The organism is Pseudomonas sp. WPR_5_2 (genome assembly GCF_003634475.1).
Classification (GTDB): Bacteria; Pseudomonadota; Gammaproteobacteria; order Pseudomonadales; family Pseudomonadaceae; genus Aquipseudomonas; species Aquipseudomonas izuensis.
Map to the genome: position 1 here is coordinate 121,984 of NZ_RBLA01000004.1, position 24,097 is coordinate 146,080.

General features: G+C 58.9%; 22 protein-coding genes. 12 read left to right on the forward strand and 10 right to left on the reverse strand.

Annotated elements, in window-relative coordinates; all coding sequences use genetic code 11:
• Nucleotides 1-28 precede the first annotated feature (28 nt).
• Complete coding sequence (locus BJ917_RS16235) at nt 29-796, forward strand: hypothetical protein (RefSeq protein WP_096513662.1); 768 nt, start codon at nt 29-31, stop codon at nt 794-796.
• Nucleotides 797-870: 74 nt separating this feature from the next.
• Nucleotides 871-1,581: a hypothetical protein gene (locus tag BJ917_RS31795; protein ID WP_147432575.1), complete on the forward strand. Its 711-nt coding sequence runs from the start codon at nt 871-873 to the stop codon at nt 1,579-1,581.
• A 75-nt stretch (nt 1,582-1,656) separates the two neighbouring features.
• On the opposite strand, the gene BJ917_RS16245 is transcribed toward BJ917_RS31795, so the two are convergent.
• Entirely contained in the window at nt 1,657-3,726 is a 2,070-nt protein-coding gene (locus BJ917_RS16245) for an AsmA family protein (protein ID WP_121103848.1), read from the reverse strand.
• Nucleotides 3,727-4,100: 374 nt separating this feature from the next.
• Between BJ917_RS16245 and BJ917_RS16250 the strand changes: the two genes are divergently transcribed.
• From BJ917_RS16250 to BJ917_RS16285, 7 genes are all read left to right on the forward strand, one after another.
• Nucleotides 4,101-4,529: a hypothetical protein gene (locus BJ917_RS16250; RefSeq protein WP_121103849.1), complete on the forward strand. Its 429-nt coding sequence runs from the start codon at nt 4,101-4,103 to the stop codon at nt 4,527-4,529.
• A 172-nt stretch (nt 4,530-4,701) separates the two neighbouring features.
• Nucleotides 4,702-5,334 (forward strand): TetR family transcriptional regulator, encoded by a 633-nt coding sequence (locus BJ917_RS16255; protein WP_096513666.1) that lies wholly within the window; start codon nt 4,702-4,704, stop codon nt 5,332-5,334.
• A gap of 266 nt (nt 5,335-5,600) precedes the next feature.
• Nucleotides 5,601-6,101 (forward strand): urease accessory protein UreE, encoded by a 501-nt coding sequence (gene ureE / locus BJ917_RS16260; RefSeq protein ID WP_121103850.1) that lies wholly within the window; start codon nt 5,601-5,603, stop codon nt 6,099-6,101.
• Nucleotides 6,098-6,772: an urease accessory protein UreF gene (locus BJ917_RS16265; protein ID WP_096513668.1), complete on the forward strand. Its 675-nt coding sequence runs from the start codon at nt 6,098-6,100 to the stop codon at nt 6,770-6,772. Before ureE ends, BJ917_RS16265 begins: the two co-directional genes overlap by 4 nt.
• Before the next feature lie 35 nt (nt 6,773-6,807).
• Nucleotides 6,808-7,422, forward strand: coding sequence for an urease accessory protein UreG (ureG, locus tag BJ917_RS16270; RefSeq protein ID WP_077045358.1), 615 nt, complete (start codon nt 6,808-6,810; stop codon nt 7,420-7,422).
• A gap of 29 nt (nt 7,423-7,451) precedes the next feature.
• Nucleotides 7,452-8,024 (forward strand): HupE/UreJ family protein, encoded by a 573-nt coding sequence (locus BJ917_RS16275; protein ID WP_096513669.1) that lies wholly within the window; start codon nt 7,452-7,454, stop codon nt 8,022-8,024.
• A 166-nt stretch (nt 8,025-8,190) separates the two neighbouring features.
• On the forward strand, nt 8,191-9,324 hold the full coding sequence (locus tag BJ917_RS16285; RefSeq protein WP_121103852.1) for an AGE family epimerase/isomerase: 1,134 nt from the start codon (nt 8,191-8,193) through the stop codon (nt 9,322-9,324).
• 113 nt (nt 9,325-9,437) lie between these two features.
• Here the strand turns inward: BJ917_RS16285 and BJ917_RS16290 are convergent, their stop codons facing one another.
• From BJ917_RS16290 to BJ917_RS16335, 9 genes are all read right to left on the reverse strand, one after another.
• Entirely contained in the window at nt 9,438-10,343 is a 906-nt protein-coding gene (locus BJ917_RS16290) for a cation diffusion facilitator family transporter (protein WP_096513671.1), read from the reverse strand.
• A gap of 173 nt (nt 10,344-10,516) precedes the next feature.
• Nucleotides 10,517-11,287 (reverse strand): SDR family oxidoreductase, encoded by a 771-nt coding sequence (locus BJ917_RS16295; protein ID WP_096513672.1) that lies wholly within the window; start codon nt 11,285-11,287, stop codon nt 10,517-10,519.
• Nucleotides 11,288-12,128: 841 nt separating this feature from the next.
• Complete coding sequence (locus BJ917_RS16305; protein WP_096513673.1) at nt 12,129-12,845, reverse strand: ABC transporter ATP-binding protein; 717 nt, start codon at nt 12,843-12,845, stop codon at nt 12,129-12,131.
• Nucleotides 12,842-13,714 (reverse strand): ABC transporter ATP-binding protein, encoded by an 873-nt coding sequence (locus tag BJ917_RS16310; RefSeq protein ID WP_096513674.1) that lies wholly within the window; start codon nt 13,712-13,714, stop codon nt 12,842-12,844. Before BJ917_RS16310 ends, BJ917_RS16305 begins: the two co-directional genes overlap by 4 nt.
• Nucleotides 13,711-14,994 carry a high-affinity branched-chain amino acid ABC transporter permease LivM gene (gene livM / locus BJ917_RS16315; protein WP_096513675.1) on the reverse strand — a complete coding sequence of 428 codons (1,284 nt, stop codon included), beginning with the start codon at nt 14,992-14,994 and terminating at the stop codon, nt 13,711-13,713. Before livM ends, BJ917_RS16310 begins: the two co-directional genes overlap by 4 nt.
• Nucleotides 14,995-14,997: 3 nt before the next feature.
• The gene (locus tag BJ917_RS16320; RefSeq protein WP_096513676.1) at nt 14,998-15,912 is read right to left on the reverse strand and encodes a branched-chain amino acid ABC transporter permease LivH; all 915 of its coding nucleotides are present in this window, start codon (nt 15,910-15,912) and stop codon (nt 14,998-15,000) included.
• A 264-nt stretch (nt 15,913-16,176) separates the two neighbouring features.
• Nucleotides 16,177-17,310 (reverse strand): ABC transporter substrate-binding protein, encoded by a 1,134-nt coding sequence (locus BJ917_RS16325; RefSeq protein ID WP_096513677.1) that lies wholly within the window; start codon nt 17,308-17,310, stop codon nt 16,177-16,179.
• A gap of 364 nt (nt 17,311-17,674) precedes the next feature.
• Nucleotides 17,675-18,958 carry an FAD-binding oxidoreductase gene (locus BJ917_RS16330; protein WP_121103853.1) on the reverse strand — a complete coding sequence of 428 codons (1,284 nt, stop codon included), beginning with the start codon at nt 18,956-18,958 and terminating at the stop codon, nt 17,675-17,677.
• Nucleotides 18,959-19,114: 156 nt separating this feature from the next.
• Nucleotides 19,115-20,605 (reverse strand): aldehyde dehydrogenase family protein, encoded by a 1,491-nt coding sequence (locus BJ917_RS16335; protein WP_096513679.1) that lies wholly within the window; start codon nt 20,603-20,605, stop codon nt 19,115-19,117.
• A gap of 175 nt (nt 20,606-20,780) precedes the next feature.
• On the opposite strand from BJ917_RS16335, the gene BJ917_RS16340 reads away from it, so the two are divergent.
• From BJ917_RS16340 to nadE, 3 genes are all read left to right on the forward strand, one after another.
• Nucleotides 20,781-21,686 carry a LysR family transcriptional regulator gene (locus BJ917_RS16340; RefSeq protein WP_096513680.1) on the forward strand — a complete coding sequence of 302 codons (906 nt, stop codon included), beginning with the start codon at nt 20,781-20,783 and terminating at the stop codon, nt 21,684-21,686.
• A 204-nt stretch (nt 21,687-21,890) separates the two neighbouring features.
• Nucleotides 21,891-23,114: a nicotinate phosphoribosyltransferase gene (gene pncB / locus BJ917_RS16345; protein ID WP_096513681.1), complete on the forward strand. Its 1,224-nt coding sequence runs from the start codon at nt 21,891-21,893 to the stop codon at nt 23,112-23,114.
• 4 nt (nt 23,115-23,118) lie between these two features.
• Nucleotides 23,119-23,946 carry an ammonia-dependent NAD(+) synthetase gene (nadE, locus tag BJ917_RS16350; RefSeq protein WP_121103854.1) on the forward strand — a complete coding sequence of 276 codons (828 nt, stop codon included), beginning with the start codon at nt 23,119-23,121 and terminating at the stop codon, nt 23,944-23,946.
• Nucleotides 23,947-24,097: the final 151 nt, after the last annotated feature.

Below are 24,097 nucleotides of genomic sequence, written 5' to 3' on the forward strand. Positions count from 1 at the left end.
CAAAACAATCAAGTAAAGGAATACATTTATGCTTCTTGAACAACGACTCGAATTCATCGACTCCCTGCCAGCGTTACCACCCATCATAATGCCACGAGCATTCGCTGCTTATCCAGACAACCAGCCCCCTCACGACGTCAGCAACTCCACTGCAAGTGTAATGCCTGACACGATAAATGCGTTTCTCCCAGGGGTTCCACAACAAATCATTGATGACGTCAATCTATGCAAGTTGGTCATGCAGCATGCCGCGACTAAAAAGTACCCTGAAGAGAGGCAGCTGTTTGAATGGTATAAAGAATATATTACTGGCCTGTCAAATATAGGCTGGACTTTCCAAAACAAGGATATTCAAGAGACGACCATCAGGAGAGTCGGCCTGACGATGGACCAGGTTGCCTTTGAGGTTGCCAGTAGCCTGCTCACCCCAGGTGCTGCGGCAGTCCTGTCAAAGGTCTCGAATCAAGCGGTAGAGTCCGTAAAAAACAACCCCAGGGCAATCGAAATTTTCAATCGTGATTCTAAACTCGGCACTCAGGCCAAGTTCGACATCGCGCCGGTTTGGGTCGATAGTCATGGTCAGGCAAACATGGTCCTTAACTGCATTTCCCTCGATGCGCGGGAAAGCACCCGTGGCATCCTGTTCTGGAAATCCACAAGACAATCCACCACCATCAAAACCGGCGCAGTGCGCATGTATCTAAGCAATCACACCTTCTCAGGAATACGCGCCAAGCTGATAAGCAAATACACCGATGCGGCCAATAAATATATTGACAACCTGCCTGACTTTTAAAATCACAGAATATTTGAATTGGCAAATCTGCCGATTCAAAAAAACTTCACCTGCGTATTTCGGGCCACCACACCATGGAAACATCAACGCATGACACTTACCTAATAAATGGCAATATCACCGTCTTTTGCGGACAACACGAAAAAGAATTTAAAAATGATATTTTAAACTCCAGCCTTCTCGCCGAACTCGTATCAACTTCGAAACACCAGGGCAGTCGGGAGCAGCTATTTTCAGAGTATGTAGCTACTGTGAATAGATTGGGCTGGATTGAAAAAAGTCGAGAGTTCCGACACTACGTTTTTTCAACGAAAAGCCTTTTGAACGTTATCGAATCAGGTACGGGATCTTCCCTGACAAAAGAGGAGAAACAAGCTGTACTTAACGCTTTTCTGCAGTTGAAAAAGCCGCCCACGCAATCACCGGTCATTCCGCTCATTCTCGATAAACTTCAGGCCAATACGTTTACATCAGGAATCGAGATTGATTGTTCCCACTCGATGAAAAAACCGGTTGCCACTTCAACCCGACTGACCATTGTTCGAAACAATGCAAGCATCATCACACTGCAGGTTGCATTCAAAGCAACCAATGGAATCAGCATCGACATCCTGGATCAACCCGTCCTCAACTCCATCCAGGATGGAAAGTCCAATGTGTGGTTGTGGGTCAGTTCGCTGGACGCGCGCGAATACGACAAGTTCAGAGCTACCGTGATAAAGAAAATCGGCAATCACATCAACACCGACTTAGTACATGCCCCAACACCCAACCGGGTGATTTGAAAAAATCGATGCCGTTTAGGTACGGCAACTGTAGGAGCGAGCATGCTCGCTCCTACAGAACATGAAATTCATGCATCAGTTCTTCACGGTCTTCGGCGCCTTGCCCGCCTTCATCTGCTCCAGTAAGGGCGCGCACTGATTCGTCTCGCCGCTGCTCGGCGCCACCAATGCCAGCAACCCCGCCGCCGGTGCGGCGATCACACCCAGTGCCACCATCCCCGCCCCGCGCAACATCAGGGGTACTGCTTTCACCCCGGCTTCGGGCTTGATGAACTTGCCCCGCACGTACAGCGGCGAACGCAATGAAATCAAGCGCCAGCCCTTGGACTCCGGGGTAATGGTCAAGTCCAGTTGCTCGGTCGCCATGTTCGCCGTGCCATCGATATAGACAATCGCGTTCTCGGTATCGAAAACGAACAGCCGAGTAGTAGCCAGACCCGTCTTGATGTCGAAGTCGGCAGCCGCGCAGTTGATCTTCACTTCCTTGTCACCAAAGATCTTGCCCACCACGTAGTTGCCGACGTTCAACCCGGCCAGCTCCATCAACTCGCGACTGATTGCGCCGTCGTTGATCAGCATTTTCAGATTGCCGTTGGCACTGCCCAGCAATGTGGCCACCGAGTTGCCGCGACCGGTGATATCGGCATCGCCATTGAGCTCACCGAAACTGGTTTTCATCGGTTCGAAAGTCGGAAACAACTGCTTGAGTTTGAAACCGCGCGCAGTGAGTTTTGCATTGCCCTCCAAGGGTTCAGTGCGACCGTTCAGGCGGATTTGCGCATCCAGCTTGCCGCCCGCCACGCTGAATCGCAGCGGTTCGAGGCTGAGCACGCCATCGGTGAGCACCAGGTGGGTGTAGAGGTCGTTGAACGGCAGTTTTTCGCTGTGGACGATGCGCTTGCCGGAGAACTCAACATCGGCGTCCATGTCGCGCCAGCGCTCGGTCTTGAACTCTTCAACCGGCAGTACCTTGTCCGCCGGCTGTTTGCTCTCGCCGCCACGGGCCTTTTGCTTGGCATTGGAATCAGCACCGATCAGCGGGGCCAGGTCGGCAAACAGCAGTTGATTGGAGAGCAATGACCCGCTGAGTTTCGGCCGCGGCTGGCTGGCGACGTAACTCAAGTCGCCATGGATATCGCTGGCGCCGATCTTGCCGTTGAACTCTTCATAGCGAAACACCGCGCCCCCCGGCTCATGCAGCTTGGCCATCAGGTGACCGTCGGTGGCATAGGGCGGTGTATCCGGCAGGGTCACACCGGTCAGAGGATAGAGATTGCCCAGGCTGGTACCGGCCAGCTTCAAGCGCAGATCCAGAGCGCCGAGGTTCATCGGGTCGGTCAGTGTGCCGGCCAGTTCGATGCTGGTGTCGGCAATCTTCACCTGAGCCTGCAACGGAAACGGTCGAGCCGCATCCTGTAAGGCCAGCAGCCCTCCGACTTTGCCCTCGGCCGTGAGTTTCTGACCGTGGTACTGGCCTTTGACCTTCAGGGCAAACGCATAGTCTTGCGGGGCCGCCCCCTTCTCCTGCGCGGCTTTCGCGGTTTTTTCACCGACGATGTCGCTGAATGGAATCGGTTTGCCCAGCGGGTCGATCAATAGATCGAGCTGCGTCTTCAGGTTCTGATCGTCGAGGGTGGCGTGGCCTTTATCGAAGCCGATCGCACCAATATCCACCACCCAGCTCGAGGGTTTGGCATTCGGGTCTTTCGGATCGAACTTGAAGGTCCAGTTGGCACGTCCGTCCGCCAGGCGTTGCAGCTCGGCATTGGGTTCGGTGAGGTCGATGCGCGGGATCACCACCCGTTGCGCCAGCAAGGCCAGGGGCGAAATGCGCAGTTCCACGCGCTTGAGGCTGGCCATCTGTGGCGTTTTCGACCAGTCCGGGTTGCCCAGGCTCAAATCTTCGGCCACCACATGCGGCCACGGCACCCACGCGCGCCAGCCCCCCTCTTCAAGCTCGCGCCGCCAGATCACCGCCAGGTTGCCGTTGATCGCGAACGGGCGGTGCAACTCCTCGGAAACCTTGGCATTGAGGGGTGGTTTGATCCGGTTCCAATCGAAGAACACGATGACCAGTACCAGCACCGCCAGCAGTACAACCAGGCTGGCGAAGGTCCAGGCGAAAATTTTACGAGTGCGCGTCATTGCACAGAGCTCCTGATACGACTGAGCGCCGGACTGCGACGCACATGAGAAACGCAGCGCCAGAACCGGCCCGCTATGAAATCTACGACTGAAAAACGGCGCGCAGGTTTAATCGAAAAACCGATTTTGCCGCAAACGACGGCCCGATTGCCGCCGTTCCTTCCTCCGGCGTTACCACACCCGCACTTTTGTGGGGTGCAAGTGAGTCGAAAATACCCACCTCAGCGCACCGCGAAGGCCCGGTTTACAAGGGCTGCAGCGAACAATCAATTCCGTTGATTATTAACATTGCGTTTATGAACTTTTATATCGACTTATCGAGAGTAGCATTGCCCTTGTACCCAATTTATCGCCGCCCCACGGAGCACCCAATCATGAAACGCCAACTACTGCTTAGCCTTACCCTCTCTATGTTGGCCAGCACTGCTTTCGCACTGCCGGCCGCTGACCAGGCTACTCCGCAAGTCAAAGACAACCACTCGGCATTCAGCCAAACCCTGGCCGAAGGCGGTAACGATCGCCTGAAAGAAAAAGGCCTGATTACTCAGGATGGCTACGACAAGACTCCACAAGGCCAAACCATTGCCGCTGATGGCTACGACAAGACCCCACAAGGCCAAACCGTTGCTGCTGATGGCTATGACAAGACCCCACAAGGTCAAACCGTTGCCGCTGACGGCTACGACAAGACTCCACAAGGCCAAACCGTTGCCGCTGATGGCTATGACAAGACTCCACAAGGTCAAACCGTTGCCGCTGATGGTGGTGACCGTGTCATCGAACGCAACAGCGCTATGAGCTAAGCCCATGGCGGCCCTGAAAAGAAGCCCAATCACCGGATTGGGCTTTTGACTTTCTGGCCACTCACCTTACAACGCCGTACCTTCTGCACTGGATCTCCCTTTCGTCGTTCGACGCCGGCAAAGCCGATTTGCTAGAGTGCGCCGCTCCCCTTCTCCAGAAAACGCCCTTGCGATGTTGCCCCGCGCCGAACAGAAACAACAAACCCGCAACGCCCTGATGGACGCTGCCCGCCACCTGATGGAAGGCGGCCGAGGATTCGGCAGTCTGAGCCTGCGCGAAGTGGCGAAAACCGCCGGCATCGTCCCGACCGGTTTCTACCGGCATTTCGCCGATATGGATGAACTGGGCCTGGTGCTGGTCAGCGAGGTCGGCCAGACCTTCCGCGAAACCATCCGGTTGGTGCGACATAACGAATTCGTCATGGGCGGTATCATCGATGCGTCGGTGCGGATCTTTCTCGATGTGGTTTCGGCCAACCGTTCGCAATTTCTGTTTCTTGCCCGCGAGCAATACGGCGGTTCACTCCCGGTGCGCCTGGCCATTGGCCGATTGCGCGAAGATATCAGCTCGGACCTGGCTGCCGACCTGTCATTGATGCCAAAGCTGCAACACCTGGACATTGCCGGTCTGAGCGTGATGGCGGACCTGATCGTTAAAAGTGTATTCGCCACCTTGCCCGACATCATCGACCCGCCGGCCGAGGCATTGCCCGAGCATCTGACGCCCCAGGCAAAGATCACCCAGCAGCTGCGGTTCATCTTTATCGGATTGAAGCACTGGCAAGGCCTCGGCAGCACCGAATAACCCTTGTGGGAGCGAGCCTGCTCGCGAAGCGGTCGTCCTCTCATATCAATGTGGCTGACTAGCCCCATTCGCGAGCAGGCTCGCTCCCACAAAAAAGCAAATCGCCTCAAGTTGGTGCAATACAAAAAATCTCGCACCATCGTCACTCACAACTCCTGTCCGAATCAGCTCCGCCCTACGCATCCCACAGGCATTTCCTACACACTCCCCCGATTGGCAAGCCCCTTGCTCTAGCCTGAGCATTGTCCATTGCTGGAAGCTTTCCGATGCTGGTGATTCATCGCAGAATCGACCCTCAACCCGTCTGGGTCGCCGAGTTGCACCTGACTTTCGAAGCGCGGAGCAAAAGCCGTTTGCGCTGTTTCAGTGCCGAGGGCGAAGACGTCGGGTTGTTTTTGGCGCGCGGTCAATCGCCACTGTATGACGGCGAATGCCTGCAAGCCGAAGACGGGCGCATCGTCCGTGTTTGCGCCCGTGCGGAACAGCTGCTGCACGTCACCTGCGCCAACGCATTCGAACTGACCCGTGCCGCCTATCACTTGGGCAATCGCCACGTCGCCCTGCAGGTTGGCGACGGCTGGTTACGCCTGCTCGACGATTACGTGCTCAAGGCCATGCTCGAACAATTGGGCGCCACCCCCTCGCACATCGAAGCGCCGTTCCAGCCGGAACACGGTGCGTACGGCGGCGGTCATCACCATTCGCGTCACGGCGACGAAGACTTCAACTACCCACCCAAACTGCACCAGTTCGGCGTACGCCCATGAACGCCGCCTGGGCGCTGCTGCGTCTGGCCAGTCCGCAATTACCGATTGGCGGCTACAGCTACTCCCAAGGCCTGGAAATGGCAGTGGAGAACAGCCGCGTGAACGATCCCGACAGCGCACGACGCTGGATCAGCGATCAATTGCTGCTCAATCTCGCCCGCTTCGAAGCCCCGCTGCTGCTCGCTCATTGCGTGGCCGCCTTCGAGGAAAACTGGGGCGAACTGCTGCAACGCTGCGAAGAACACCGCGCCAGCCGGGAAACCCGCGAGTTGCATCAAGAGAGCCGGCAGATGGGCTACTCCTTGCAGCAATTGCTCAACGGCTTGCCGGAGCTGGATACAACGGCCCGCGCTTTCCTTGAACAGCGCCCCGAACCGCACCTGGCCCTGGGTTGGGCACTGGCCGCTCGTGCCTGGCAGATCAGCCCCCAGGATGCATTGGCTGCATGGCTCTGGAGCTGGCTGGAAAACCAGTTGGCGGTGCTGATGAAAACCCTGCCGCTGGGCCAGCAGGCCGCTCAGCGCCTGACCAGCGAATTGCTACCGCTGCTGCAGCAAGCCCAGCACAACGCCACCGGCATCACCCCGGAACACTACGGCAGTGCCACGTTTGGCCTGTCCCTGGCGTGTATGGCCCATGAGCGCCAATACAGCCGCCTGTTTCGTTCCTAGCCCCTTATTTTGGCCGCCCTATATTGGAGAACCACATGAACACACAACCCCTGCGCGTCGGCATCGGCGGCCCGGTCGGCTCCGGCAAAACCGCCCTGACCCTGGCCCTGTGCCTGGCTCTGCGCGACCGGTACAACCTGGCCGTCGTGACCAACGACATCTACACCCGTGAAGACGCCGACTTTCTGGTGCGCAACCAGGCCTTGGCGCCGGAACGCATCATCGGCGTGGAAACCGGTGGCTGCCCGCATACGGCGATCCGCGAAGACGCCTCGATCAACCTCGAGGCCGTGGATCAGCTCAATCGCCGCTTTCCGGGTCTGGACCTGATTCTGGTGGAATCCGGGGGTGACAACCTCTCGGCAACTTTCAGCCCGGAACTGTCGGACCTGACCATTTACGTGATCGACGTCTCGGCCGGCGACAAACTGCCTCGCAAGGGAGGCCCGGGGATCTGCAAATCCGATCTGCTGGTGATCAACAAAATCGATCTTGCACCGCTGGTGGGGGCATCACTGACCCTGATGGACAGCGACACCACGCGCATGCGCAACGGCAAGCCGTTCGTCTTCAGCAACCAGAAAACCGGTCAGGGCCTGGAAGAAATCATCGCCTTCATTGAACGCCAGGGCCTGCTGACCGCGGCTTGACCTCCACTGATCAACAAGGAAGCTTACCCATGACACTCAAACGCATTCTGGGGGCCCTGGCCCTGCTGCTGTCCCCGGCCCTCGCCTTTGCCCACCCGGGGCATGGCGACAACGGCTTGATCGCCGGCATCAGCCATCCGATCGGCGGCCTCGACCACTTGCTGGCGATGCTCGCGGTCGGTCTGTGGGCAGCGCAACAAAAAGGTGTCGCGCGCTGGGCGCTGCCATGCACCTTTGTCGGCACCTTGTTGCTCGGCGGGTTGCTGGGGTTTGAAGGGCTGGAACTGCCGGCGCTGGAAAGCGGGATTGCCGCGTCGGTGCTGGCGCTGGGTCTGGCGGTGGCTCTGGCAGTACGTCCGCCATTAAGTGTGGCGGTGGGCGCGACGGCGCTGTTTGCACTGTTCCATGGTGTGGCGCATGGGTTGGAGCTGCCGGTTATGTCGAGCCCCTGGGCTTATGCAGCAGGGTTTGTGGCGGCGACGGCGGCGTTGCATGGCGCAGGTTATGCGCTGGTACGGGTGTTGCCTCAGGCGGCTGCACCATTGGTTCGGCTGGCCGGTGCAGTTTCGGCGGGGGCTGGGGTCTGGTTGTTGGCGGGTTGATTTTGTATTAATTGAACCGGCCTCTTCGCGAGCAGGCTCGCTCCCACATTTGGAATGCGTTCCCCTGTGGGAGCGAGCCTGCTCGCGAAGGCGGCCTGAAAAACACCACACCTCTCAGGCCTGCTAACATGTCGCGCAATCAACCCTGCCGTGACGACGCCAGCCAATGCCGCCTGTTTCCCGCTCCGCCTCCCAGCCCGATCTGACCGCTCTGTTCACTTCGGTGCAACAGCACTTCCTGAACGTGATCGTGCCTCTCTGGCAAGGCCCCGGCTGGAATGTCGACATGGCGTTGCCTTATGAAGCGCTGGATGCCGGGCACCAGCCGCTGCCCCCCCAGCGCTACCGGGCCATGGCCTGCGCACGACAGCTGTATCTGTTTGCCAGTCTGATCGGCCAGGTGCCAAAGGCCGAAGAGCGCGCCGCGGCACTGTTCCGCTCCTTGCAGCGGCATTTTCACGATGCCGAGCACGGCGGCTGGTTCTACAGCATCGACCCGCACGGAGCGCCGCTGGATCAGCGCAAAGACCTCTACACCCACGCCTTCATCCTGTTTGCCTGCGCCCATTACTGGAACAAAGTCCGCGAGCCGCTGGTGGAGTCCGTGCTCAATGCTGCCCTGGAAGTGATCGCACGGCGATTCGCGACCGGCGACGGCCTCTACGAAGCGTGCCTGGATCGCGACTGGGCAACCCTGAAAACCGGCCCTCTGCAAAACCCATTGATGCATCTGGCGGAAGCCTTCCTCGCCACGTTGTCAGTGCGCGAAGACCTCGCTGTGCAACGAGCGCTCGTCGAGTTATGCACAGCCATGCAGAAGCGTTTCATCGATCCGCAACACAGTGTGCTGATGGAGAAACCGCTGGGCGCTGTGGATAACTGGTTTGAACCGGGGCATCAGTTCGAATGGTATTTCCTGCTGGAGTCCTCCGACCTGCTACGCGGTTCGAAATTGCACGCTTCGCTGGAGCGCGCGTTTGCGTTCACAGAGCAATTGGGTGTCGACCAACAGACGGGGGCCGTGCGGGCCATGCTCGATCTTGGGCCGGATGGAGGCTTGCGGGACGCCACCCAGCGAATCTGGGCTCAAGCCGAGTACCTGCGTGCACTGACGCTACGCCCCAACAGCGAGGCCCCGGTGCTGCGCCAATTGCAGGCGCTGCAACAACGATCGCTGCACGCGGGCGGTTGGTATGAATGCCGTGACGAGCACGGTGAAGTGAGCCGCCTGGACATGCCATCGACCACGCCTTATCACTTGGCGACCTGCTATGCCGGGTTGGCTGAATATCTGCGTTAATGTTCAGATCGCTTTCGCGAGCAGGCTCGCTCCTACAGTTGATCTCATTCCTCTGTGGGAGCGAGCCGGCCGGGCGGCGATCCAACGATTGACCTCGAGGAGGTCAACGGCCTTCACTCAATCCACTTGCGATCCCCGGTAAAGCTGATCGTCAGCCATCGCGCGGCGTCCGGCTCGCCAAGTTTTGTGGAAATTTCCTCTCGCAAACTGTCCAGTTGACCCACACCGTCCAGCCAATAATCCTTCGGCAACACGACGTGAATCTCGATAAAACACGCACGACCGTGCTTCTGCACGTAGGAAATGTAGTCGTCGAAACCGTGCTCGATCTTGGCCTCTTCCATCACTTGGCGCACCTTGTCGTCCAATTGGTCCGGGGCAATTCCCAACACATCGCGCAACGCCGGACCGAGGATTTGGAATGCTGGAGGGAGCATGCCCAGGGCCAGCAGAATCAGAATCATCGGGTCGACATACAACGCCCATTTGTCGTAGCCCTGAGTCTTGAGCAGCAGCGCGATAAGGAAACTCACCAGCAGGCCGGCCGTGAGCATCGCGTCCACCAGCCAACTGATGTTGTCGAACTTGATCAGCGATGATTTGAGCGTGCGATTGCGATGGCGGACGTAGAAAAAATAGATGAGCTCGACGATGGTGAACACCGACGCGTAAAGGATCACCAGGCCGAGCTCGACCTCGCGGCCACCGCTGATGATGCCGAACACGCCGTTGAGAAAGGCATAAATGGCCACCAGCAACAGGAAACTGCCTTCGATCACCAGCACCATGGGTTCCAGGTGCCAGGAGCCGAACTGGAAGCGTTGATTGCTTTCCTTGGCGATCAGCTTTGCGGTGATCAGCATCAGGACCTTGATGAAGGCTGCCACCAGCGAGAAGAAGCCATCGAACAGGATGGATTGGGAACCCGAGACAAACCCGGTGATGATCCCGGCAAATGTCACCACCAGCATCAGGAAGGTCGATTGCTTGAGCAGCGCCTGCTCGCCTCGATTGCTCACTCGCTCTCCTCGATCAACCTTGAAACCGCCGGGTGCGGCAGGTTACTTGAGGGAGGAGTCTAGCTGATGTCCTGCGGCGTCTGTTCCGCCCCCTTCGCGGGCTAGCTCTCCCCCACAGGTTCAGCGCAATCCTTGTGGGAGCGAGCCTGCTCGCGAATGGCCGTTACGCGGTCTTAAGCCTTGCCACCACTGCGATCAATCGCAAACCCGGCCCAGGTCTGGCTCACTGGCATCAGCTCCAGGGTGTTGATATTGATGTGCGCCGGGGCATTGAGGACCCAGAAAATGGTCTCGGCAATGTCCTGCGGCTGGATCGGGTCGGCACCGGCATAAGTGGCGTTGTAACGCTCCTGATCACCGGCGAAGCGCACCAGCGAGAACTCGCTCTCGCACAGGCCCGGTTCGATGTTGCTGACCCGTACGCCAGTCCCTTGCAGATCGCAGCGCAGGCTCAGGGAGAACTGCTGGACGAAGGCTTTGGTTCCGCCATACACATGGCTGCCCGGATACGGGTAACTGCCGGCAACGGAACCCAGGTTGACGATACCGGCGCCACGACCGTGGGCAATCAGGCGCGGCAGCAGCAGGCGGGTGCTGTACATCAGGCCCTTGATGTTGGTATCGACCATGGTGTCCCAGTCGTCCAGACTGCACTTGGGCGCCGGATCAGCGCCAAGGGCCAGCCCCGCATTGTTGATAAGCCCGCGCAACTTGGCGAACGAAGGCGGCAAGTTGGCGATGGCTTCTTCCATGGCCTTGCGATCGCGCACATCCAGTACCAGGCCATGCACCTCGGTCTGCTTCGATAGCTCGGCGCACAGGGCGTTGAGGCGTTCTTCACGACGGCCGGTCAGCACCAGTTTCCAGCCGGCTTCGGCAAAACGACGGGCACAGGCTTCACCAAAACCGGAGGTCGCGCCGGTAATAAACAGGGTGTTGGACATCGTGTTCTCCTTGCTTCGGCCGATGGTCAGCCATTGGAATAGAAAATCAGCTGGCAGCATGCCCGGCCTTGCACGCACCGGCAACCACCGCACAAGCTGTACAAAAAACGATCAATCCTGGCAATGCCTTACGCACCGTGACCTGCAGCCATGTGCACGCACCTTATCCACAGCCCCATCCACACATTCCGGGGGCAAGTCGAAATGCTGCAAGCCGCTCTCCACAAGGCTTTGCGAGGGATTTGAAAACTTTTTCGCTTGACCCTCACAGGCCCGCCGTGTAGCCCATGGCCAATTTCTCGACCAGGCAGTCAACTCGACGATGGCCGCAAGCCAGTAACTACGGCCTTCAGCCGAGTCTTTCCAGAGTTTAATCACAGACTTATCCACAGGCTTGCATACCCCGATCCGGCGCACTTTCGTCATCAAGAAAAAAGTTGACAAAGCCACCCAGAGGCCTTGCAAAAACACCTGAGCAAAAAACAACCACAGCGCTGAAAGCCACGAATTCAAAGGCTCTCAGCCAGCTACACCCACGTTATTCACAGCCAGTTCCACAGTAAACGGGGACAAGTCAAAACCGTGACAAAACAACTATTTGCAGCGGCTTTATGTCGCGGTTACGGAGCTTGGGAATATTGTTTTCCACAATTTCATCGAATGCTGCAACCGAACCTGTGGGAGCTGGCTTGCCAGCGATGGCGATTTAAGATTCAGCACTAATGTTGATAGTGCCGGCCTCATCGCGGGCAAGCCCGCTCCCACAGGGTTTGGCGGTGTACTGGAGATATAAAAAAGCCCCGGAGCTTTCGCGCCGGGGCTTGTGCATAACAACGAAAACTCAGTGCCCGCCGAGATAGGCGTTACGCACATCTTCGTTGACCAGTAACTCCTTGCCTGTGCCGCTCATGCGGATCTCGCCGTTAACCATCACGTACGCCCGGTCCGACAGCCTCAGGGCGTGGTTGGCGTTCTGCTCTACCAGGAAGATGGTCATACCGGTCTTGGCCAGTTCCCGCAGGGTGGCGAAGATCTGCTTCACCACGATCGGGGCCAGGCCCAGGCTCGGCTCGTCGAGCAACAGCAGCTTCGGCCGGCTCATCAACGCCCGGGCGATGGCGAGCATTTGCTGCTCGCCACCGGACATGGTCATGGCCCGCTGGTTGCGCCGCTCTTCGAGCCGCGGGAACAGCTCGAACATGCGCTGCATGTCTTCCTTGGCGTATTTGTCGCCGATCGGAATGGTGCCCATCAGCAGGTTTTCCTCGACGGTCATGTCAGGGAACACCCGCCGCCCTTCCGGCGACTGCGCGATGCCGTTGGACGCGATGTAGTGCGACGATTTGTGGGTGATGTCCACACCCTGGTAGAGGATCTGCCCGTCCGCCGCCCGGGGCTGACCGAAGATCGACATCAACAGGGTCGACTTGCCGGCGCCGTTGGAGCCGATGAGGCTGACGGTTTCACCTTCGTTGATGTGCAGCGAGACTTTCTTCAGGGCCTGGATCGGCCCGTAAAACACGTCCAGCGCCTTGAGTTCGAGGATGGATTTACTCATACCACCTCCTCTTCGTCGGCGCCCAGGTACGCGGCAATCACTTTCGGGTCGTGGCGGATGTCATCGGGACCGCCCTCGGCGATGACGATGCCGTGGTCCAGCACCACGATGTGGTCGGAAATACTCATTACCATGCCCATGTCGTGTTCGATCAGCACCACGGTCAGATCGTGCTCGTCGCGCAGCAGCCGGATCATCGCGCTCAGCGCTTCGGTTTCCTGAGGGTTGAGGCCGGCGGCCGGTTCGTCGAGGCAGATGATCTGCGGGCGCGTGCACATGGCCCGGGCAATCTCCAGGCGACGTTGCTGGCCGTAGGACAGTTCACCGGCCAGACGGTTGGCACAATCCACCAGGTCCACCACTTCCAGCCAGTAGAACGCATGGTCCAGGGCATCGCTTTCAGCCTTGCGATAACCCTTGGTGTTGAGAATGCCGGCCAGCATGCTGCGGTTGACCCACATGTGCTGGGCCACCAGCAGGTTTTCCAGCACCGACATTTCCTTGAACAGGCGAATGTTCTGGAATGTCCGCGCCAACCCGGCACGGTTCACCAGATGGGTGCCGCCGAATGCCTTGTAGAACAACCGACTGGCAAAGGCTTTCGGCGAGACGAAATCGGTCGGCTTGAACGATTCGCCCAACAACTTGATGACGTTGGTTTGCTGGCCGCGCACGTTGAGTTCGATCTTGCCGCCAGAGGCCTTGTAGAAGCCGGTCAGGCAGTTGAACACCGTGGTCTTGCCGGCGCCATTGGGGCCGATCAGGGCGAAGATCGAGTTGCGCTTGACCTTCAGGCTGACATCGCTCAAGGCCTTGATGCCGCCGAAGTGCATCATCAGTTTTTCGACACTGAGTACGACTTCGCTCATGGCGCTACTCCTTTACGCGGGGTCACACCGGTACGGCTGATCCGAATCAGGCCGCGCGGTCGCCAAATCATCATCAACACCATCAGGATGCCGAACAGCAGGACGCGGTATTCGGCAAAGCCACGCAGCAATTCCGGAGCCACTGTCAGTACGAAGGCCGCGATCACCACGCCGATGGTCGAGCCCATGCCGCCAAGTACCACGATGGCAAGGATCAAGGCCGATTCAAAGAAGGTGAACGAGGTCGGGTTGACGAAACCCTGGTAGGTGGCGAAGAACACACCGGCCAGACCCGCTGTCGAAGCACCGATGGTGAACGCCGAGAGCTTGACCAGCACGTGGTTCAGACCCATCGAGCGGCAAGCGATTTCATCTTCACGCAAGGCTTCCCAGGCACGACCGACCGGCATGCGGGTCAAGCGATGCTTGATGTACAGCACGGCCAGAACCACCAGGAACAACACCGTGTAGATGAAGTAGTACTTCACGTCGGGGTTGTAGGCAATGCCGAAGAACTCATGGAACGGCACGCCGCCATCTTTCGCACGCTTGCCGAACTCGAGGCCGAAGAAGGTCGGCAACGGCGCCGGCATGCCGTTCGGGCCGCCGGTCAGGGACAGCCAGTTATTGAGGATCAGACGGATGATTTCACCGAAGCCCAGGGTCACGATCGCCAGGTAGTCGCCGTGCAGGCGCAGCACCGGGAAGCCAAGGATGCAACCTGCCAGGCCCGCGGTAATCGCCGCCAGCGGCAGCACCGTCCAGAACCCCAGTCCCAGGTACTGATAACCGAGCGCCAGACCGTAGGCACCAATGGCATAGAACGCCACATAGCCAAGGTCGAGCAGACCGGCCAGGCCGACCACGATGTTCAGGCCAAGCCCCAGCAGCACGTAGATCAGCCCGAGGATGACCACGCCCAGCAGATAGGAGTTGGAGAAGAACGGAAACACCACGGCGATGACGATCATCAACGGGATGATCCAGCGCAAACGTGATTTGTAATCGGGCGCCAGTACATGCACTCCGGAGCCGGTGGTTTCAAATCCTTCTAGGATTTTCAAGCCCTTTGGGGTTTGCAGGAATGTGCTCAAGGCAAAGCGGCCGGCCATGACGATGGCAACAATCCATGCCACCCGCTTGGTTTCCAGGTTGAAGCCGTAGCCATCGAGCACGATGCCGACAATCGGCCCGAACACGATCAGGGCGATGAGGCCGGCAAGAATCGCATCAACCAGACTTTTTTTGAGATCAATGGTTTTTTTAGTGGTTGAAGACATCGCTTACACCTTCGACACAAGAGGACGGCCGAGCAGGCCTTGAGGCCGAAAGACCAGAACGAGAACCAGCAGCGAGAAGCTGAAGACGTCTTTGTAGTCCGAGTTCACCAGGCCGGAGAACAGCGACTCGGAAATCCCGAGGATGATCCCGCCGAGCATGGCGCCAGGTAAAGAACCGATCCCGCCAAGTACCGCGGCAGTGAAGGCCTTGATGCCGATGACGAAGCCTGCGTAGAAGTCGAACGTGCCGTAGTTCATCGTGATCAGCACGCCGGCCAGCGCCGCCATGGCTGCACCGATGATGAACACGTAGGAGATCACGCGGTCGGTGTTGATCCCGAGGATCGAGGCCATCTTGCGGTCTTGCTGGGTCGCACGGCACATGCGGCCGAGCTTGGTGTACTTGATGACGTAGGTCAGCAGGCCCATCCCGACGAACGCTGCGACCAGAATGAAGATCTTGGTGTAGGTGAGCTGAACGAAGCCAGTGCCTACGTCAACGCGCCATGCACCGGTCAACAGTGTCGGAACACCCTGTTGGCGGGCACCCTGGGCGATCTGTGCATAGTTTTGCAGGATCAGCGAGATACCGATGGCGCTGATCAGCGGAGCCAGCCGGGTGGAGTTACGCAGGGGTTTGTAGGCGACGCGCTCGATGACCCAACCGTACACCGCCGTGACGACGATGGTGAAGATCAGGGTGCCGAGCATCAGCAGAGGGAAGGATTCAATACCGAAGTAAGCCAGCAGAGCCAGACTGATTGCCGCGAGGTAAGCGGAAATCATGTAAACCTCGCCGTGGGCGAAGTTGATCATGCCGATGATGCCATAGACCATTGTGTAGCCGATGGCGATCAGGCCATAGACCGACCCGAGGGTCAGGCCATTGACCAGTTGCTGCAGGAAAATACCATCCATAACGCAATCTCACGCATTTGAGAGACTGCACAGAAGCCGCTGGCGTCGGACCGGGGTTCAGCCGCCGGCACCATGCGGTTGTGTGCAGCTCTACGAGAAAAGACAGACGTGCCTTCTGGCCAATGCCAGTCAGTTAACGGCGAACACAAACTGTGTGGCGAGGGAGCTTGCTCCCGCCGGGTCGCGCGGCGCCCCCAACATCAGGACTGCTACGCAGTCCAACGGGAGCAAGCTCCCTCGCCACAGATCGGTCACACCCTCAAATCACTTCTGTTTTTCCAGTTGGTGGTATTTGCCGTCCTTGTCCCACTGGTAAACCACGTAGTCGGAGATTTTCAGGTCGCCCTTGCTGTCCCAGGTCTTCTCGCCCATGACGGTTTTGACCGGGTTCTTCTTCAGCCACGCAGCAGCGTCTTCGCCCTTGTTGGACTTGGCGCCATTGAAGGCGGCAGCCAGGGTCTGGACCGAAGCGTAAGCGTACAGGGTGTAGCCTTCAGGCTCGGTGCCGGCCTTGCGGAAAGCGTCTACCACGGTCTTGCTGTCTGGCAGCAGGCGTGGGTCGGCGCCGAAGGTCATCAGTACGCCGTCGACGTATTGCGGGCCGCCAGCGGTGGTCACCAGTTCGTCGGTCACGATGCCGTCGTCGGACATGAATTTCACGTCTTTCAGGCCTTCGGTACGCAGTTGTTTAACCAGTGGACCGGCTTCCGGATGCAGGCCGCCGAAGTAGACCACGTCGGCACCGGCCGCACGGATCTTGGTGACAACGGCGCTGAAATCTTTCTCGCCGCGGGTCAGGCCTTCGTACAGCACCGGCTTCACGCCGCGTTTTTCCAGCTGGGCCTTGGTGGCGTCAGCCAGGCCTTGGCCGTAGGTGTCCTTGTCGTGCAGCACGACAACCTTCTTGCCCTTGAGCACGTCGACGATGTAGTCGCCGGCCACGATGCCCTGCTGGTCGTCACGACCGCACATACGGAACATGGCGCTCAGGCCACGCTCGGTAACGGCCGGGTTGGTGGAGCCCGGGGTGATGGCGATGATGCCCGCTTCGTCGTAGATCTCGGAGGCCGGGATGGTCGACGAGGAGCAGAAGTGACCGACCACGCCAGCGACTTTCTGGTTGGTCAGGTCCTTGGCGACCGTCACAGCCTGTTTCGGTTCGCAGGCGTCGTCGCCCTTGACCAGCACGATTTTTTCCCCGTTCACGCCGCCCGATGCGTTGACCGCATCGGCCGCTGCCTGTGCACCCTTCATGTACTGCTCGCCAAATGCTGCGTTGGCGCCCGTCATTGGACCCGCTACGCCGATCTTGATGTCAGCCTGAGCAAACGCAGAAACACCCAACGCAGTTGCCACTGCGAGGGCCAAAAAGCCTTTTTTGTAAAACGTCTGGGACATGAGGTGGTGCTCCAAGGTTTTTTTTTAATTGGCACTGCGACTTCACTGAATGCTCAGAGCAAGGGCCGTGCCATCGGTTTTTTATTCTTAAAAAAGTCGCTGCTTTATTCTTATTTCGACTGTTTCGGTCCCATTTTCATTGGGTGTGCAACCGTCTAAACCGCGGAAGGTGAAACCATTTATTTTTCGAGGCGCAACCCTCCTGCGCCATCATTGCAACCGCGGCACCAAACGGTGTGCAACCAGCCTGTAACAACGTGCGTCACCTAACTGCACACTGCTGGTGCGGGACTGCTACAACCCGCACCATCACAGGCTAGTCGCTGCGCGAAAAAGCGCCGCTCCCAGCAACAAATTTCAACAATCAGATCACGATCCGCAAGCACTGGCCTGCGTGATACAGCGAGAATCCCGCCTCATACAGGCAACTGCGAAGGCCCACACCGGCCAATGGCTGCATGGGGGCGAACGGAATGGGTAGCGCTTGAGGATTTCCGTTACACAGGTAATCGGCAAAGGCCTTGCCGACCACCGTCCCCGTGGTCACGCCCCGACCGTTGTAACCGGTGACTGCCACTATTCCGGGCGCCGGTTCGAACAGGCGCATCAAATGGTCGGGCGTAAACGCGATGCGCCCGGTCCAGGTGCACTCCCACTCCACGGGTTTCAGGTAGGGGAAATAATGCTGCTGCACGCGATCGGCCCAGGCCTTGAGGAACCAGGCCGGTTTCTGATTGCCGTTGCCCAAACTGCCGAGCAGCAGGCGACCGTCTTTATCCCGACGGATACTGCTGAGCACCTGGCGGGTGTCCCAGGAGCCCTGGCCACCGGGCAGGATTTGCCGGGCGGCCTCTTCGGTCAGCGGTACTGAAGCCACTTGATAGTAATAACCGGGGAAGAAATTGCGCCGTAACTCGGTCCAGTCACCCTCGGTGTAAGCGTTGGAGGCGATCACCACTTGCTCGGCAAGCACCGAACCCTGGGCAGTCTGCACTGACCAGCGCGAGCCCTGACGCTCAAGTCGGGTGACCGGGGAATGGTCGAACAACTGACCACCCAGACCGATGGCCGCTTTCGCCAACCCCGTGGTGTAGGCCATCGGGTTGAGGGTACCGGCACGCCGATCGAGCAGCGCAGCAGCGATCTTTTTGGTGCCTGTCGCTTGCTCGCAAGCTTGCCCGGTCAGCAGCTCCACTGGCGCGCCGCGACGCTTCCATTGTTCTTCACGACTGCGCAGATCGGCTTCGCCACGGGCGTTGTGCGCCATGTGCAACGTGCCTTCGCGACGCAGCTGACAATCGATGTTGTATTTGTCGACCAGGCTGAACACCAGCGCTGGCGCCGCGCCCAGCATGCGGTTGAGCTGACTGCCGACCGCCTCGCCAAAACCGGCCTCGATTTCGTCGGGCGCAATCCACATACCGGCGTTGACCAGCCCGACGTTACGTCCGGAACCGCCATGACCGGCGCGATGGGCCTCCAGCACACACACTGTCTTGCCCTGCTCCAGCAGATGCACCGCCGCCGACAGCCCGGTAAAACCGGCGCCGATCACGCAGACATCCGCCTTCACCTCACCGTTGAGCGCCGAATGGTCGGGCCTTTGCGGTGTCAGTTTTTCCCATAGACATTCTTCGCGTAACGGCATTGCCAGACTCCAATCAGAAACCTAACCAACCCACACAAATCATTGTGGGAGCGAGCCTGCTCGCGAAAGCGGTATATCAGCCATTATTGATGTCGGCTGACAGATTGCATTCGCGAGCAGGCTCGCTCCCACAGGGATCACTGCTTGCCTGAAATATCAGTCAAACGTAATACCCTGGGCCAACGGCAATTCCAGCGAGTAGTTCACGGTATTGGTCTGACGGCGCATGTAACCGCGCCATGCGTCGGAGCCGGACTCGCGACCGCCGCCGGTTTCTTTTTCGCCACCGAACGCGCCACCGATTTCGGCACCGCTTGGGCCGATGTTGACGTTGGCAATGCCGCAATCGCTACCTACAGCCGACATGAACTGCTCGGCCTCGCGCACGTCGGTGGTGAAGATGCAGGACGACAAGCCTTGCGGCACAGCGTTGTTCAACCGCAGCGCTTCGTTGAAATCGCTGTAACCCACCACGTAGAGGATCGGCGCGAAGGTTTCGTGGCAGACCACATCGCTCTGCTCCGGCATTTCGACGATGGCCGGCGAAACGTAGTAAGCGTTAGGGAATTTGTCTTGCAACTGACGCTCACCGCCAAACACCCGGCCGCCTTCGCTCAACGCCTGCTCCAGCGCATCCTGCATGTTGTCGAAGCTTTGCTTGTCGATCAGCGGGCCGACCAGGTTGCCTTCCAGCGGATGGCCGATACGCACTTTTGAGTACGCGGCTTTCAGGCGGGTGACGATTTCTTCCTTGACCGATTCGTGGGCAATCAGGCGACGCAATGTGGTGCAACGCTGACCGGCGGTACCGACGGCGCTGAACAGGATGGCGCGAACGGCCATGTCCAGGTCGGCGCTTGGGCCGAGGATCATCGCGTTGTTGCCGCCCAGTTCCAGGATGCTGCGGGCGAAACGTGCAGCGATTTTCGGCGCCACTTCGCGGCCCATGCGGGTGCTGCCGGTGGCGCTGACCAGTGCGACACGCGGGTCATCGACCAGGGCTTCGCCGGCATCGCGGCCGCCAATGATCACCTGGCTCAGGTGTGCGGGTGCATCACTGAAGTTTTTCAGCACGCGATCAAACAGCGCCTGGCAGGCCAGTGCGGTCAGCGGGGTTTTTTCCGACGGTTTCCAGATCACCGGGTTGCCGCAAACCAGCGCCAGCGTGGCGTTCCAGGCCCAGACCGCCACCGGGAAGTTGAAGGCACTGATCACGCCGACGACGCCCAGCGGGTGCCAGGTTTCACGCATGTGGTGGCCAGGGCGCTCGGAGGCGATGGTCAAACCGTACAACTGGCGGGACAGGCCGACGGCGAAATCGCAGATGTCGATCATTTCCTGAACTTCACCCAAGCCTTCCTGGGTGATCTTGCCGGCTTCCCAGGACACCAGCTCGCCGAGGTCGGCCTTGTATTCACGCAGGATATCGCCCAGTTGACGCACCAGCTCGCCACGGCGCGGCGCCGGAACCTTGCGCCACAGTTCGAACGCATGATCTGCGCGACTGATGTGCTGCTCGACTTCAGCGGCACCTTCCCAGTTCACGGCGGCGATGCGACTGCCGTCGATGGGCGAATGCACTGGCACTTTGCCGTTCTGGTACAGGGCCGGGTTCACACCAAGACGATCAAGCAATGCGGCAACCATGGGTCACTCCTCAAGCAAAAAACGGTACGTGTGCAGCCGCGTGATCACGGCTGATCAGACCTGTAGTTTTAGCGCCCCGGAGGTTACTCAACAAACGACCTTTAAGAGAGATATCATTCCGTTTATTCATGCTGTGCATTGCTGGCAATAAAGAGACAAGAACAAAGGACCGCCCATGCTGAACAAACGCTATTTGCCATCGATCGCTGCCTTGCAGTGTTTCGAAGCCGTGACCCGGCATCTGAGCTTCACCCGGGCTGCCGAAGAGTTGAACCTGACCCAGAGTGCTGTCAGCAAACAGGTCGCGCAACTCGAAGAGCTGTTACAGCATCTATTGTTTCGCCGGGTACGCCGACGCCTGCAAATGACACCGGCGGGCGATCTATACCTGGTCGAGGTACGAAAAATCCTCACGCAGGTCGAGATGTCGACCCATTACCTGCGTTCCTACGGCGGCGAAACAGAAGTCCTGCGCGTCTCCACGCCTCCGACTTTCGGCGCGCGCTGGCTGGTACCACGGCTAAAAGGCTGGCGCCTGCGCCATCCGTCAATTCATCTGGACCTGTGCAGCGAGCAGGAAGCCGATGATCTGCTGCAAGGTCGCAGTGACCTGGCGTTCTACTTCGGCCAGGGCTCACGTCCCGGCACGGAATGCCTGAAGCTGTTCGGTGAGGAGCTGGTACCGGTCTGCGCCCCCGGCAGCCTGCCCGCCGAACCCTTCACCGACCCTACGCAACTCACCGACCTGGTCCTGTTGCAAAACGCCTCCCGTCCCCAGGCCTGGCATGACTGGTTCGACAACCAGGGCTACCACACCGAACACAGCTACCACGGACCGCGCTTCGAAACCTTCTATATGTGCATCCGCGCCGCGCAAGTCGGCTGTGGCGTGGCGTTGCTGCCACGGTTTCTGGTGGAAGAGGAATTGGCGGACGGCAAGCTGGTCATTCCCTGGCAGCATGCAATGCCCAGCACCGATGCGTATTACCTGGCGTACCCTGAGCATTCGGCGGAAGTGCCAAAAGTGCGGGATTTTGTGAAGTGGATGCTGGAGCAGGTCGACAGCCCTGCAGCGACCTGATGGGTACCTTCGCTCTGTAGGAGCTGGCTTGCCAGCGAATAGGCCAGCACATTCAACATCCAGGTTGACTGGCCTGACGCCTTCGCTGGCAAGCCAGCTCCTACAGAGGCCCGGTGTAGTCTAAAAAATGCTGGTAATCCCTGTCCCTGATATGCGCCACTAGCGCCATTGATCAATACCGCTGCAACGCCGGAGATTCCCGTTATGAGCGAGAGTGTGTTTGCCGATCGCATCGTGCAGAACCTGCTCGACACCGACTTCTACAAACTGACGATGATGCAGGCGGTGCTGCACAACTACCCGAACGTGGAAGTCGAATGGGAGTTTCGTTGCCGCAACAGCGAGGATTTGCGTCCGTACCTGGCGGAGATCCGTTTCCAGATCGAGCGCCTGGCCGAGTTGAGCCTGAGTGCGGACCAGTTGAGCTTTCTGGAGCGCATCACCTTCCTGAAGCCGGACTTCCTGCGCTTTCTCGGGCTGTTCCGCTTCAACCTGCGCTACATCCACACCGGCATCGAAAACGGTGATTTGTTTATCCGCCTGCGGGGCCCCTGGTTGCACGTGATCCTGTTCGAAGTGCCGATACTGGCGATCGTCAGCGAAGTGCGTAACCGCTATCGCTACCGGGAAATCGTCCTGGAACAGGCCCGCGAACAGCTGTATCGCAAGTTTGACTGGCTGACTGCCAACGCCTCGGCCGACGAACTATCAGAGTTGCAGGTCGCCGATTTTGGTACCCGCCGTCGTTTCTCGTACCGCGTGCAGGAAGAAGTGGTGAACGTGCTCAAGCACGATTTCCCCGGGCGCTTCGTCGGCACCAGCAACGTGCACCTGTCCCGGGAACTGGACATGAAACCGCTGGGCACCATGGCCCACGAGTGGATCATGGCTCATCAGCAACTCGGTCCACGGCTGATCGACAGCCAGATCGCCGCCCTCGACTGCTGGGTCCGCGAATATCGCGGCCTGCTGGGAATCGCCCTGACCGATTGCATCACCATCGATGCCTTCCTCGGCGATTTCGACCTGTTTTTCGCCAAGCTCTTCGACGGTCTGCGCCATGACTCCGGTGATCCAGTGCTGTGGGCGGAAAAAGCCATCGCGCACTATCACAAGCTCGGCATCGATCCGATGAGCAAGACGCTGACCTTCTCTGACAGCCTGACCCTGCCCAAAGCCCTGGAAATATTCCGGGCGTTGCGGGGTCGGATCAATGTGAGTTTCGGCATCGGCACCAACCTGACCTGTGACATTCCGGGTGTCGAACCGATGAGCATCGTGCTTAAAATGACCGCCTGCAACGGTGCGCCGGTGGCGAAGATCTCCGACGAGCCTGGCAAGACTCACTGCAAAGACCCGAATTTCGTCGCCTATTTGCGACACGTTTTCCAAGTACCTGCCCCATCAAGCCAACCTGGCAAGGAGTAAATTCATGCAAGCCGTACAGCGTGAGATTGCTGAGCAGCTCAAGGTCCAACCGCCGTTTGCCGATGAGGCCGCCCTCGAGGCAGAGGTCGCCCGGCGGATTACCTTCATTCAGGACTGCCTGGTCAATTCCGGGTTCAAGACCCTGGTGCTGGGCATCAGCGGTGGCGTCGATTCCCTGACCGCCGGCCTGCTGGCCCAGCGTGCCATGCGCGAACTGCGTGAGCGCACGGGTGACGACAGCTACAAATTCATCGCTGTGCGCCTGCCGTACGAGACCCAGTTCGATGAACACGATGCCCAGGCGTCGGTGGATTTCATCAAGCCGGACGAACGTCACACGGTGAATATCGGTCCGGCGGTCAAGTCGCTGGCCAACGAAGTGGCGGCGTTCGAAGGCAAGCATGCGGTCTCGGTGGATTTCGTGCTCGGCAACACCAAGGCGCGGATGCGCATGGTCGCCCAGTACACCATCGCCGGTGCGGCCCACGGGCTGGTGATCGGCACCGACCACGCCGCTGAAGCGGTGATGGGTTTCTTCACCAAGTTCGGTGATGGCGCTTGCGACCTGGCACCGCTCAGCGGCCTGGTGAAAAACCAGGTCCGCGCCATTGCCCGCAGTTTCGGCGCGCCGGAATCGCTGGTGGAAAAAGTCCCGACCGCCGACCTTGAAGACCTGTCTCCCGGCAAACCGGACGAAGCGTCCCACGGCGTCACCTACGCCGAGATCGACGCCTTCCTGCACGGCAACCCGGTGCGAGAGGAAGCGTTCAAGATCATTTGCAACACGTACAACAAGACCCACCACAAACGTGTGATGCCGTTTACGCCTTGAGGCGTGAGCGAATGAAAAAAGCCCGCTGAGGAGTGATTCTCAGCGGGCTTTTCTTTGACCATTGCATTCATTGATGCTGATGGCCCCTTCGCGAGCAGGCTCGCTCCCACATTGACGGCGCTAAACCTGTGGGAGCGAGCCTGCTCGCGAA